The sequence below is a fragment of the Endozoicomonas sp. SESOKO3 genome (assembly GCF_024606255.1).
Genome location: NZ_JAHHPR010000217.1, coordinates 1 through 11,775, shown reverse-complemented (window position 1 = coordinate 11,775; position 11,775 = coordinate 1). Strand labels below are relative to the sequence as shown.

15 protein-coding genes are annotated in these 11,775 nt (G+C 49.0%); 5 read left to right on the top strand and 10 right to left on the bottom strand.

The window, feature by feature from the left end; translation table 11 throughout:
• From KDK18_RS03920 to znuB, 4 genes are all read left to right on the top strand, one after another.
• Window positions 1-253, top strand: a 253-nt coding sequence (locus KDK18_RS03920) for a DUF2782 domain-containing protein (protein ID WP_257253356.1), incomplete at its 5' end; no start/stop codon positions are given.
• Window positions 254-411: 158 nt separating this feature from the next.
• The gene (locus KDK18_RS03915; protein WP_257253355.1) at window positions 412-897 is read left to right on the top strand and encodes a Fur family transcriptional regulator; all 486 of its coding nucleotides are present in this window, start codon (window positions 412-414) and stop codon (window positions 895-897) included.
• 50 nt (window positions 898-947) lie between these two features.
• A complete protein-coding gene (znuC, locus tag KDK18_RS03910; RefSeq protein WP_257253357.1) occupies window positions 948-1,727 on the top strand; it encodes a zinc ABC transporter ATP-binding protein ZnuC in 780 nt (259 codons plus the stop codon).
• The gene (znuB, locus tag KDK18_RS03905) at window positions 1,720-2,502 is read left to right on the top strand and encodes a zinc ABC transporter permease subunit ZnuB (protein WP_257253353.1); all 783 of its coding nucleotides are present in this window, start codon (window positions 1,720-1,722) and stop codon (window positions 2,500-2,502) included. Before znuC ends, znuB begins: the two co-directional genes overlap by 8 nt.
• A gap of 5 nt (window positions 2,503-2,507) precedes the next feature.
• Here znuB and KDK18_RS03900 read toward each other — a convergent pair whose 3' ends face one another.
• The 8 genes from KDK18_RS03900 to KDK18_RS03865 all read right to left on the bottom strand — a co-directional run bounded on the left by KDK18_RS03900 (window position 2,508) and on the right by KDK18_RS03865 (window position 10,266).
• The gene (locus KDK18_RS03900; protein ID WP_257253350.1) at window positions 2,508-3,170 is read right to left on the bottom strand and encodes an SCO family protein; all 663 of its coding nucleotides are present in this window, start codon (window positions 3,168-3,170) and stop codon (window positions 2,508-2,510) included.
• A gap of 44 nt (window positions 3,171-3,214) precedes the next feature.
• Complete coding sequence (gene cyoE, locus KDK18_RS03895; protein WP_257253349.1) at window positions 3,215-4,132, bottom strand: heme o synthase; 918 nt, start codon at window positions 4,130-4,132, stop codon at window positions 3,215-3,217.
• Complete coding sequence (locus tag KDK18_RS03890) at window positions 4,129-5,214, bottom strand: heme A synthase (protein WP_257253348.1); 1,086 nt, start codon at window positions 5,212-5,214, stop codon at window positions 4,129-4,131. The genes cyoE and KDK18_RS03890 overlap by 4 nt, the downstream gene beginning before the upstream one ends.
• A 16-nt stretch (window positions 5,215-5,230) precedes the next feature.
• Window positions 5,231-5,836: a hypothetical protein gene (locus KDK18_RS03885; RefSeq protein WP_257253346.1), complete on the bottom strand. Its 606-nt coding sequence runs from the start codon at window positions 5,834-5,836 to the stop codon at window positions 5,231-5,233.
• 48 nt (window positions 5,837-5,884) lie between these two features.
• The gene (locus tag KDK18_RS03880; RefSeq protein ID WP_257253344.1) at window positions 5,885-7,072 is read right to left on the bottom strand and encodes a diacylglycerol kinase family protein; all 1,188 of its coding nucleotides are present in this window, start codon (window positions 7,070-7,072) and stop codon (window positions 5,885-5,887) included.
• Between the two features lie 61 nt (window positions 7,073-7,133).
• The gene (locus KDK18_RS03875) at window positions 7,134-8,360 is read right to left on the bottom strand and encodes a diacylglycerol kinase family protein (protein ID WP_257253343.1); all 1,227 of its coding nucleotides are present in this window, start codon (window positions 8,358-8,360) and stop codon (window positions 7,134-7,136) included.
• Window positions 8,357-9,508, bottom strand: coding sequence for a diacylglycerol kinase family protein (locus KDK18_RS03870; protein ID WP_257253342.1), 1,152 nt, complete (start codon window positions 9,506-9,508; stop codon window positions 8,357-8,359). The genes KDK18_RS03875 and KDK18_RS03870 overlap by 4 nt, the downstream gene beginning before the upstream one ends.
• Window positions 9,505-10,266, bottom strand: coding sequence for an SURF1 family protein (locus KDK18_RS03865; protein ID WP_257253341.1), 762 nt, complete (start codon window positions 10,264-10,266; stop codon window positions 9,505-9,507). The genes KDK18_RS03870 and KDK18_RS03865 overlap by 4 nt, the downstream gene beginning before the upstream one ends.
• 138 nt (window positions 10,267-10,404) lie before the next feature.
• Here KDK18_RS03865 and KDK18_RS03860 point away from each other — a divergent pair, with 138 nt between their 5' ends.
• Window positions 10,405-10,620, top strand: a complete 216-nt coding sequence (locus KDK18_RS03860; protein ID WP_257253340.1) for a twin transmembrane helix small protein — start codon at window positions 10,405-10,407, stop codon at window positions 10,618-10,620.
• Between the two features lie 50 nt (window positions 10,621-10,670).
• Here the strand turns inward: KDK18_RS03860 and KDK18_RS03855 are convergent, their stop codons facing one another.
• Window positions 10,671-11,567, bottom strand: coding sequence for a cytochrome c oxidase subunit 3 (locus KDK18_RS03855; RefSeq protein WP_257253338.1), 897 nt, complete (start codon window positions 11,565-11,567; stop codon window positions 10,671-10,673).
• A 10-nt stretch (window positions 11,568-11,577) separates the two neighbouring features.
• The coding region (locus KDK18_RS03850) for a cytochrome c oxidase assembly protein (RefSeq protein ID WP_257253336.1) at window positions 11,578-11,775 on the bottom strand (198 nt) is incomplete at its 5' end.

The following is an 11,775-nucleotide window of genomic DNA, read 5'->3' as shown; positions in this document are numbered from 1 at the left end:
TTTTGAAAAAATCCCTAAAAATCTGCGTCCCGAAGATCTGGAGCAAAGGCATGACACCACTGTGGTCATTCGTTCCGGCGACAATGAAACCATCAGGGAATACCGGATAAATGGTTTTCTTTATGGTATTCAGGTTATCCCCAAAGTGGGCGAACCTTATTACCTCATTGCAGCAGATCACATGGGCAACTTTATAGACCCCACCAAACCCGAGATGTTGATTCCGTCCTGGACTATTTTTCGGTGGAAGTAGATAGCTGAGCCTTCCCCTGTGATGGCGTCTCAGAAAAATCTGACAAAGCTAACTGTGACCGAAGAGCACTCCCGTCCGGTTCTTCGAGAGTATTATTTCGATTATAAATAGAAGTTTGGTTATAATATAACATCGTTCATTCGCTACCTTTCATTGTCATGACCAGTGTCCACCAGCCTCACGATCATCACCACTGTATTTCAGGAGCTTTGCAGGAAGCTCGTACTCTCTGTCAACAGAGGGGAGCCAGGCTGACCCATCTCCGTGAGAAAGTACTGGAACTGATCTGGCAAAGTCATCAGCCCGTGGGAGCCTATGACATTCTTGCCGAACTGGCTAAGCAGGAAGAACGGGTGGCCCAACCCCCCACCGTTTATCGCGCCCTTGATTTCCTGATGGAGCAGGGTCTGATTCACCGTCTATCCTCACTTAACGCTTTTATTGGATGCCCCCACCCCGGCACAAAACATAACAGCTGTTTTCTGATCTGCCAGAACTGCCGCGTGACACAGGAAATCGATCATCAGGCCATTAATCAGTCCATTACCTCTTGTGCCTTTGATCAGGGATTCAAAATCACTGATGCCGCAATTGAACTCACCGGTTTATGCTCAAACTGCCAGAAATCCCGGGAGTCATTATGAGTTCAGACAAAGACAATAAAACAGCAACAACCAAGGATCTGAGTAAACCTATGTCTGAAGAAACATTGATCAGACTGAACAACATCCATGTTGCTTTTCGGGAACGAGAAGTCGTTACCGATATTTCACTGGACGTGGAAGCTGGTGAAATCGTGACCCTGATAGGCCCGAATGGAGCTGGTAAAACGACACTGGTCAGAGTTGTTCTGGGTCTGCTGTCTCCTGATTCCGGAAGCCGTTCGGTAAAAGAAGGTCTGCGTATCGGCTATATGCCTCAAAAATTGCATGTTGACGAAAGCATGCCCCTGAGCGTAAGACGCTTTCTTTCCCTGACAGGACAGTCAGAAAAACACATTTGTTCGGCACTGGCAAGAACCGGTGTCGCCCACGTCATGAACTCACCGGTTCATTCACTTTCAGGCGGAGAGCTGCAGCGAACATTGTTAGCCAGGGCATTGCTGAACAGACCTCATCTGCTGGTGCTCGATGAACCGGTTCAGGGTGTGGATGTCAATGGCCAGAAAGAGCTTTATCATCTGATTACCGAACTCAGAAATGGGAGCAGCCCCGAGCTGAAAGACGGCTGCTCTGTTTTAATGGTCTCCCATGACCTTCATCTGGTGATGGCTTCAACAGATCGGGTTATTTGTCTGAACCAGCATCTCTGTTGCTCAGGCCACCCCCATCAGGTTCGTCAACACCCTGCTTACCTGAAGCTTTTTGGTGGAGAGTCCGAAGAGCTGGCTATCTACACCCACCATCATGATCATGAACATACCGTTGATGGTCATATCATCCACAAGAATGACAATAGGAGCACTCATGCCTGAACTGCTCCTTACCGCACTGCTGGCAGGATCAGGGGTTGCCATAGTGGCAGGACCTCTGGGTTGTTTTGTTGTCTGGAGGAAGATGGCCTACTTTGGCGATACTCTCTCTCATTCGGCACTGCTGGGCGTAGCCTTGGGGTTGCTGCTCGATATTGATCTTAACCTGACCATCATAGTGTGTTCGCTGTTTCTTGCTGTTCTTCTGGTCTCGCTTCAGGAACAACAAAAAATGGCATCCGACACGTTACTGGGAATACTTGCCCATAGCAGTCTTTCCCTGGGCCTTGTTGCAGTCAGTTTTTCCGAGAACGTCCGAATCGACATGATGTCTTACCTGTTTGGAGACATTCTGGCGACCGCACCTACAGACCTGCTCTGGATATACGGCGGCGGCGCACTGGTCCTCACCACACTGGCCTGGCTGTGGCGGCCCCTTCTGGCCATGACCATTCATGCAGAGCTGGCACAGGTTGAAGGTTTTCCAGTTAAAAGAACCAAACTGATTCTGACCTTACTGATGGCCCTGGTCATTGCTGTGGCTATGAAAATTGTTGGTGTACTTCTGATCACTTCTTTAATGATTATTCCAGCCGCAACAGCCCAGAGGTTTTCCCGAACACCAGAACAAATGGCGATCATTGCCGGCATCATTGGCTTACTGAGCGTTGCAGGAGGACTGACTGCCTCCTGGCAGCTGGATACCCCATCAGGACCTTCCGTTGTCGTCTGTAGCTTCCTGATTTTTGTTCTGGGTTTGAGCTTCAAGCGCAGCTGACGAGATTAGTCCTGATACAATTCATCCACGCCCACCATCACCCGTGCCAGCTTGTCTGAATCCAGGGGTGGGCGAATAAAGCCGTGATAATCCCCCCTCGGATTGATGATGACCAGGTTGGCGCCATGATCCACCAGGTAATACTCATCCACCGGATCAATGACCGGTGTGTAGGGGATGTTCATTTGTACGGTCAGGTTATGGATATCTTTCTGGTTGCCCGTCACTCCCACAAAATCAGGGTTGAAGTGAGGGACGTAGCCATTCAGCTTCTCCACAGTGTCCCTGCGAGGATCCACTGTCACCATAAAATAGTGCATTTTCTTCGCGATTTCAGGGTTATCCTTCTTCAACAGTTTATCCATCTGGTTCAACTGACCCAACGTAGTGGGGCAGATGTCCGGGCAAAAGGTATAGCCAAAGTACACCAGAGACCATTTCCCTTCGAGATTAGCCTCAGTAAAAGGCTGACCCTTGTTATCCACCATGCCCTTCATTTCAAAGGTCCGTGGCTTGTCAAAAACCACTGCCCCCATCCGCTGCAAGTGCTCCAGTGTGAGCGATGGTTTGTTCATGTATTTGTAGAATGTCAGACCCATAATGACCGCGACAATAGCCACCAGAATCAATACTGTTTTATTCACGCTGTTTTTCATCCCGGATGCCATGAAAAATCCTTTGAGCCTTCAGCCTCAGTCTAACCGATAGCCTGTTAAAGCCATAAATAGAACGCATAATGATCCAGCAGCAGTACCACGAAGAGCAACATCAAATAAGTAATGGAATACTTGAATGTCTTGATAGCAGCATGGGGTCTGCTTTCTTGCAGGAGAGCAATAGCCCAGTAAAGAAACCGCCCTCCGAGAATCAATGCACCCGCCAGATAAAGAATGCCACTCATACCGGTCAGGAAAGGCAAAACACTGACCAGGACCATAATCACGGTGTACAGCAAAATATGCAGCTTGGTGTAAGCCTCACCGTGCGTCACCGGCAACATGGGAATGTCGGCCTTGGCATATTCAGCTTTGCGATGGATAGCCAAAGCCCAGAAGTGGGGTGGCGTCCAGGCAAAAATAATCAAAACCAGAAGTAAGGCATTACCTTCAAAGTGTCCGGTCACTGCCGTCCATCCCAGCAGGGGAGGGGAGGCACCGGCAATCCCGCCAATGACAATATTCTGTGGGGTCGCACGCTTTAAAATCAGAGTGTAAACCACGGCATAGCCCATCAGTGAGGCCAGTGTCAGCCAGGCGGTCAAAGGGTTGACCAGAAACACCAGAATTCCTATGCCCAACACACCCAGAGTAAAGGCAAACAGCAAAGCCTGAAGCGGCTCAACTCGCCCTGTGGCTATCGGTCTCTTGTGGGTTCTGGCCATCACCGAATCAATCTGTCGGTCGACCACATGATTGATCACTGCGGCGGATGCAGCCGAGAGGGCAACACCCAGATTACCAAAGATGAGAATATCCATAGGTACCATGCCCGGCGTCGCCAAACACATACCAATCACCACCGTCAGAACCATCAGGGCGACCACTCTGGGTTTGGTCAGCTCAAGATAATCACGCCAGTGAACGGATTCCTGAAGGGATGCGCCGCCCTGCTTTTGAATGATCTTACTCATGATTGAACCTCACTGAATCCTTCAGACACGTTCAGACGGAAGTTGAGAGCGACCAGAATCAGCAACAAAACCGCACCTCCCAGGTTATGAGCCACCGCCACTGAAAGTGGCAGGCTGCCCAGAATGTTACTGATCCCCAAAGAGACCTGTACCAGCAGAGCCAACAGCATCAGTGTAGCCAGCACTATCAGGCTGCTTCGGTTACTAGACGACTGAGCATTACTATATCGAAGTATCTGCATAAACAGAAACAGCAGCAACACGGTCGTCACCAGTGCCCCCAATCGATGTAAAAAATGTATCGCGGTCCGTGCTTCAGAGTCCATTTTCCCACCCAGATAATTCGGGCCAATGGACTGACTGAAATTCAAACCTTCTGCAAAATCAGCACCGGGCAGCCATTGCCCCTGACACATGGGGAAATCAGGACAGGCCAGAGCCGCATAATTGGAACTGGTCCAGCCCCCCAATGTGATCTGCAAAATCACCACTAACAGCCCGACCGCAGCTAACCCTCTCAAGCGATCTTTCTGTTCAGAGGAGGGGAGTTTTTCCCAACACAATCCGGACAAACGAAGGGTCATCAGAAACAACAAACTGAACGTAGCAAAACCACCCAAAAGATGTGCCGTCACCACTTGGGGCCAGAGCTTCAAGGTCACGGTCCACATTCCGAATGCCGCCTGCAGAATAATCAGCCCCAGAATGAATATAGGCAGCTTTAATGGCTGCCCAGGCTCTTGTCGGTTCCGAAAGGCTTGAATAGCGATCATCAGAACCAGCAGCAGTAGAGAGCCTGCTACATATCGATGCACCATTTCTGCCCAGCCTTTGTCCACCTCAACCGGCGCATGGGGAAAAAGTGTTTCCGCTATGGCTATTTCCTGCGCTGTTTCAGGCACTGTCAGGAAGCCATAACATCCTGGCCAGTCAGGACAACCCAACCCTGCATGAACCAGTCGTGTATAAGCCCCTAACCCGACAACCACAGCGGCCAGCAAGGTTGCGAACAGAGAGAGATAAAAACCCGTTCTCTGTCGCTTTGTCTGGCTTATTGTTTTTGTAATCGATGCTGTTGTCATGGAACACCTTTCAATGTCAGCCAATGTTTGATGCTTTAAGCAACTTCCTCAAGTCTTTTAATAAATCTCCACCGTACTGCCCTGGCTGATACTTCATCATGATATTCCCCAAGGGGTCAACGATGTAAAAGCCATTCGTTGGCCACGCTCTTTTTTCACCCGGTTTTTTACCCAGAGTGTTCAACACCGATTCTTTACGACTGCCCAACCAGATCAGATCAGGATGTTCACTGAGTACACGCTGGTTCAATTCAGGATTGGATGAGGAAGAGATAAAAAGCCGGACGACCCGGTCGCTGTCTCTGCCGAGCGCCAGATGAGCCTGACGGGTTTGATAGAGCGTTTCCTGACAGGCCTGATCGGAGCAGGCATCGTCACCAAATACCAGAATCCCCCAGCGACCCTCCAGTGCCTGCTGGTCAAACATTTCATTATTTTTCTCAAGCATCATACTTTGGAAGCTGGCGGGGGGTAATAGCAGCTCTCCCTTATTCGTACGACCATCCGGCACAAACTGCGTACCGAAGAAATAAAAGTACCAAGCCAACCCCATAGCCAGAGGAGGCATGAGAATGACCAGAGCCAGTTGCCAGCGACTTTTTGCTTTCTTTACTCTTTTCATTCTTATAATACCCGGTTGATTAAATAGTCATATTTCTACATTCAAAATTTAAAAGGAATCCGGATCATCACTAGCTTGCTCGAGGCCCATAAGGGAATAACCGGGTTCTCCATATTTGGGAGGTCCCATAAACCGTAACACAAACGGCAACCAGGTTATTTTTGCCGGTGTCTGCAGTAAAATATCGCCGTCGACCTGAATAGAAAGCGGTGTCTCATCCTGATGTTCAATGTCCAATTGAGTAAAGACAAGCGCTCGTTGACCTGACCAATTACGTAATCTCTCCATAGTCGTCCAAACCAGACCTGACCAATTGAGTAATCTGCCTATAGTCATCTGAATAAATGTCCATATAGGATGCATCCTCTGCTGACTATAAAGCACCTTCCCCCGCGTACAGAACGGCTTCATATAATTAAAAAGGGCAATTCCTCCTCCGAACGTTGGCCCTGTACTCGCAGCCAGAAAATTCAATGGAATATTGAACCTGCCTTTATCAGAAGTGCACCTGACCATGGGTGTATTCCATCTCATGGCTGAACTGATGGCTAACATTGCAGAAGCCATACTTCTGGGTGAATACCTGAGTAGTCGGCTTGGTCGCTCACCACTGTCGTGATCGTTTTTATTTTTTGTCATCTGAGTCGTCACACCCAGATTAAACCCGCTCACTGCCAGAACCGTTTGCTTCTCACAACTGCCTGTTTGACAACCTTCAATTTTGTAGGCACCAAAGGGCATAGAGGCTCCGTAAACCAGCGACCGAAGGGCATGCATCGGGTTACACAGTTTGAGTGTTCTCGCTATATCGTTTCCCTTGCCCGCCGGTATCACACCAATAACAACTTGCGGTTCACTTGCCAGACCCTGAACCACCTCGCGGACGGTGCCATCCCCACCAACGGCAACCAACAATAACTGATCTTCCTCAGCGTGTTGCCCCTGCTGCCAGTCCTCATATGCCTGCACTGCCAGGTACGTTGCATGACCGGCGTTTTCTGTAAAAAACACTTCAAATGTCGCTTGTTCCTGAGCAGCAGCCTGGTCTTGTGAGCCGACTGCTGTATAGTACAGGTTGACAGCTTCTTCAATTCTGTCCCAGACCCTGGCACCTTTACCATTATTACTTGCAGGATTAACGACAAAGCAGACATGGCGAATCGTTGCAAATCCGTTTACAGGAACAAGAAATACAAAAAGCAGCAGGCCAGATAAACAAAAAACTTTGCTATTCACAGTGAGCTATCCTCTTTTCTGTTAGTCGCGCATACCTGTCCATAACCGCCACGTTCAAAATTTAAATGGAATCCTGCCTTTCCTTCGCTCTTTCATCCTCCGCTTCTTCAAGGTACATTCCGTGATAACCGTGATCACCAAATACGGGGGGTCTCAAAAACCGGAACACTTCCGGCAACCAGATTATTCGTGCCGGCGTTTGCAGTAAAATATCACCATCAACCTGGATATCCTGAGGTGTCTCTTTCACGTGCTCAATGTCCAATTGAGTAAACTGAGCCCGTTTCAGACCTGACCAATTGAGTAATCTCTGCATAGCGACCTGAGCAAGTGTCCAAAGGGGGGGATCCCATTTCTCACCATAAAGCAGCTCTCCCCGCTTACTTTCCGCTCTCTCGCCATATAAAAAGCCAAACTCGCCCCCGATCGTAGGCCCCGTCGCCCCTCCAGCCATAATATTCAAGGGGATATGGAACCTGCTACCCCCATCAATACTGCACTTGACCATAGGTGTATTCCATCTCATTGCAGAAGTGAAGTCTGATAGCGAATAGACCCTACTTCCGGGTGAAAAGCTCATCAGGCGACCCGCTCGCTCACCGCTCTGGTAATCGTTTTCCCTTTTTTTCACTTGAGTCGTCACACCCAGATCAAACTCATTGACAGCCAGAACCGTTTTCTTCTGGCAACTTCCTCTTTCACAAGCTTCAATTTTATAAGCACCTAAAGGCAGAGCGGTCCCATAAACCAGTGTCCGAAGGGCTCGAGCCGTGTCACGCAATCGAAGTGATCTCGCTATATTGTTTCCCGTACCCGCCGGTATAACCCCAAAAACAACCTGCTCCCGGTGAGCTTCCAGACCCTGAACCACCTCATGAACAGTGCCATCCCCTCCCACTGCAACCATTAATAACTGGTCAGGAATTCGGCTCCCTTCGCGCTGCCCTTGCTGCCAGCTCTGGTACGCTTGCGTTGCCAGCTCCGTTGCATGACCTGCATGTTCTGTAAAAAACACTTCAAATGTCGCTCGTTCCTGAACAGCCGCCTCATCCTGTGAGCCCACTGCTGCGAAATAATGATTGACAGCCTGTTCAATACTTTCCCAGACTCTCGCACCCTGACCGTTATTACTGGTTGGATTAACGATAAAGCAAACGTGGCGTATCTTTGCCAATCCGGTTTCCGGAATCACTGGAAATCGGTTTTTCGGAATCACTGCAAATCCGTTATTCGGAATAAGAAATACAAAAAGCAGCAGTCCATACACATAAAACACTCTGCTATTCACAGTGAATCCCCCCCTTTCCAATCAGGATCATCTCCGGCTTCGTCAAGGTCCATTAAAGCACGACCGAGCTCTCCATATTCGGGGGGTCGCATAAACTGGAACACTGCCCGCAGCCAGGTTATTTGTGCCGGTGTTTGCAGTAAAACATCACCATCGACCTGAATAGAAAGAGGCGTCTCATCCTCGTGTTCAATATCCAATTGAGTAAAGCAAAACCGTTGCAGATCGGACCAATTGAGAAATTTCTCCATAGTCATCTGAATAAGTGTCCAAAAAGGGTTGGTCCTCTGCTGACTAAAAAGCATCTGTCCATGGCAACTGTATGGAGTCATATCGTTAAAAAGGGCAACTCCACCTCCGATCGTTGGTCCTGTCCCCGCTACCAGAAGATTTAAGGGGATACTGAACCTCTCACGATTAATACTGCACCTGACCGTGGGTGTATCCCATGTCATTGCTGAACTGACAGCTAACATTGAATAGGCCACACTTCCGGGTAAGTATCTCAGCAGTCGGCTCGGTCGCTCACCACTGTCGTGATCGTTTTTCTTTTTTGTCATCCGGGTCGTCACACCCAGCCCGAACTCACTCACTGCCAGAACCGTTTTCCGCTCGCAACTGCCTCTTTGACAACCTTCAATTTTGTAGGCACCAAAAGGCATAGCGATTCCATAAACCAGCGTCCGAAGAGCATGCATCGGGCTCCTCAATTGGAGTGTTCTTGCTATATCGTTTCCCTCACCCGCTGGTATAACACCGAACACAACTTGCGGTTGACTTTCAAGACCCTGAACCACCTCATGAACAGTGCCATCCCCACCAACGGCAACAATCAATAAATGACCTTCCTGCTCCAGCTGCCAGTTAAAACTTGCCTGAGCTGCCAGCTCCGTTGCATGACCGGCGTGTTCCGTAAAAAATACTTCAAATGTCGCTTGCACCTGAGCAGCAGCCTGATCTTGCGAGCCGACAGCTGTGAAGTAACGATTGACATCTCTTTGAATACGGTTCCAAACCCTCGCACCCTGCCCATTATTACTGGCAGGATTAACAATAAAGCAGGCGTGGCGAATCACGGCAAACCCGTTTTTCGGAATAAGAAATACAAAAAGCAGCAGGGCATATAAATAAAAAAATCTGCCAGTCACGTTGAGCCATCCTCTTTTTCGTCAGTCCCGGATACCTGTTTATGTTTATGTTGGCTTTGACCCAAGCCTGAGGATCGCATCTGCCAGAGATACAGACCCAGCAGGACCAGAGCCATTAAAAACCATTGAATAGCGTAGCCGAGATGTTTCTGAGAGGTGGTTTTCATTGTCAGAGGGCGAATCAGATAGGTGCCGGGCTGATTCTGTTCCAGCTTAAGAATATAAACGGGTAGAGACTGTCCCAGCGCTTCCCCCATTCGCTCAAAGTTGACGACCTGGATTCGCTTGGGCCATTCTTCCTGCCAGATATCTTCACCCAGTGTGAAGGGGTTCCCCAATAACCGATACAGTTTGCCCCTTAACTCAAGCTCTCCATCGAGTGTTTCGATTTCCGGCAATCGTTCTCTCGATTCAGCAGGCAGCCAGCCTCTGTTGACTAGCAGATACTGACCGTCATTGACCAGAAAAGGCATGATCAGGTCGTAACCGGCACGACCTTCGTGAATCTGGTTATCAAGAAAAAAAGCCCGATCGGAAAGAAAACGACCACGGACACTGACAGGCAGATACATGGAATCAGAGTAACCACTGACATCAGACAGACTGAGTGCAGGCATGGTCTGTCGCTCTGCCAGAGTTCGCTCAAGCTCAAGCTTCTCCTGGTATCGTGACATCTGCCAGAACCCCAGTTTGATCAGCAGGGGTAAAAGCAGCACCACCAACAACGACAACTTAACGCGATAGCTATACTTCGACATCGGGTGCTCTACCAAACTCCACTGTTATTCTGATCTGAATGCCGATAACGTAAGAAAAACAGTTACACCACAGATTTATTTAAAAACCGGTTTAGCAAACTGTTTTTCATAAACTCAGGCTTCAGCAGGGAGCGTTATATGTGGTTAAAAGTTATTATTGTTCTTCTCTTTTTTGCCGTCGTATTCTGCTTGGGCAGAGGTCTGTACTTTCTACTTAAAGGTGATAGCGGTTCCGCCAAACTGGTGAATTCGCTCACTGCCCGGGTTGGCCTGACCGCCCTGATCATGCTGATCATTGTGGTGGCCTGGCTGTTTGGAGATATTCACAGCAACGCTCCCTGGCTGTACCGTTAAACGACTGAAATCGTTAACCGCCACTTCCTTCAGGGAGTGACGGCATTACCTCAAATCAGATAGACAAAAATGAACAGGCCGATCCAGACCACGTCGACAAAGTGCCAGTACCAGCAGGATGACTCAAAAGCAAAATGGTTATCCGGCTCAAAATGCCCCTTATAGATACGAATCAGCATGACCAGTAACATCATGGCACCGAGAGTGACATGTGCCCCGTGAAAGCCGGTCAAAATAAAAAACGTTGAGCCATAAATACCTGCGCTCAAAGTCAACCCAAGCTCATTGTAGGCTTCAGCATATTCTGCAGCCTGAAAGTAAAGGAAGGTAAAACCCAGAATCAGGGTGAGTATCATCCATACCTTAACCTTGGCTCTTTCCGCCTTTCTGAGGGCATGGTGAGCAATCGTCAGGGTGATACTGGAAGCGACCAGTAACAGGGTGTTCAGCAGTGGAAGATGGAAGGGATCGATGACCCCACTGGCTCCCGGAAATGTTTCATTATCTGGATTGGTCATCAGCGGCCAAGCCGCTTCGAACTCTGGCCAGAGGTGTTCATGAGTGGAAGCACCATCTCCCTCACCAGCCAACCAGGGCACGGCGAAGTAACGGATATAGAAAAGCACTCCAAAGAAAGCCGCGAAGAACATGACTTCAGAAAAGATAAACCAGCTCATACTCCAACGGAAGCTCCGGTCCATCTGATCACTGTAGAGCCCTTTGCGGGACTCTTCGATGACGTTACTGAACCAGCCAAACAGCATATAGGCCATGATCAGGGAGCCACCGAAAAACACATAATGTGCAAACGAATCTTTTACCCCGGCAGACATGTCATTCATCATCATGCCTGCACCCAACAGCGTGGTAAAAAGACCTATCGAAGCAATGATCGGCCACTTGCTCTGGGCCGGAACATAATAGGTACCTTCACCTTCTTGCGCCATCAGAATCTCCTCAGGACGGCTGCGTCCTCTCTCCCATTGTCGTCACATCAAACAAGGTGTACGACAACGTTAGTTTGGTGATATGCCGGGGTAATGCCTGATCCACAATAATTCTCAGCGGCATGATTTTTTCTTCGCCTGCTTCCAAAGTCTGGGTGGTGAAGCAAAAACACTCCACCTTGTGCAAATAGTTGGTGGCCTGAAACGG

Excerpts from the sequence above, each read along its gene's own strand:
- KDK18_RS03915 (WP_257253355.1), top strand. The coding sequence starts at position 412 with ATGACCAGTGTCCACCAGCCTCACGATCATCACCACTGTATTTCAGGA.
- znuC (WP_257253357.1), top strand. The coding sequence starts at position 948 with ATGTCTGAAGAAACATTGATCAGACTGAACAACATCCATGTTGCTTTT.
- znuB (WP_257253353.1), top strand. The coding sequence starts at position 1,720 with ATGCCTGAACTGCTCCTTACCGCACTGCTGGCAGGATCAGGGGTTGCC.
- KDK18_RS03900 (WP_257253350.1), bottom strand. The coding sequence starts at position 3,170 with ATGGCATCCGGGATGAAAAACAGCGTGAATAAAACAGTATTGATTCTG.
- cyoE (WP_257253349.1), bottom strand. The coding sequence starts at position 4,132 with ATGAGTAAGATCATTCAAAAGCAGGGCGGCGCATCCCTTCAGGAATCC.
- KDK18_RS03890 (WP_257253348.1), bottom strand. The coding sequence starts at position 5,214 with ATGACAACAGCATCGATTACAAAAACAATAAGCCAGACAAAGCGACAG.
- KDK18_RS03885 (WP_257253346.1), bottom strand. The coding sequence starts at position 5,836 with ATGAAAAGAGTAAAGAAAGCAAAAAGTCGCTGGCAACTGGCTCTGGTC.
- KDK18_RS03865 (WP_257253341.1), bottom strand. The coding sequence starts at position 10,266 with ATGTCGAAGTATAGCTATCGCGTTAAGTTGTCGTTGTTGGTGGTGCTG.
- KDK18_RS03860 (WP_257253340.1), top strand. The coding sequence starts at position 10,405 with ATGTGGTTAAAAGTTATTATTGTTCTTCTCTTTTTTGCCGTCGTATTC.
- KDK18_RS03855 (WP_257253338.1), bottom strand. The coding sequence starts at position 11,567 with ATGGCGCAAGAAGGTGAAGGTACCTATTATGTTCCGGCCCAGAGCAAG.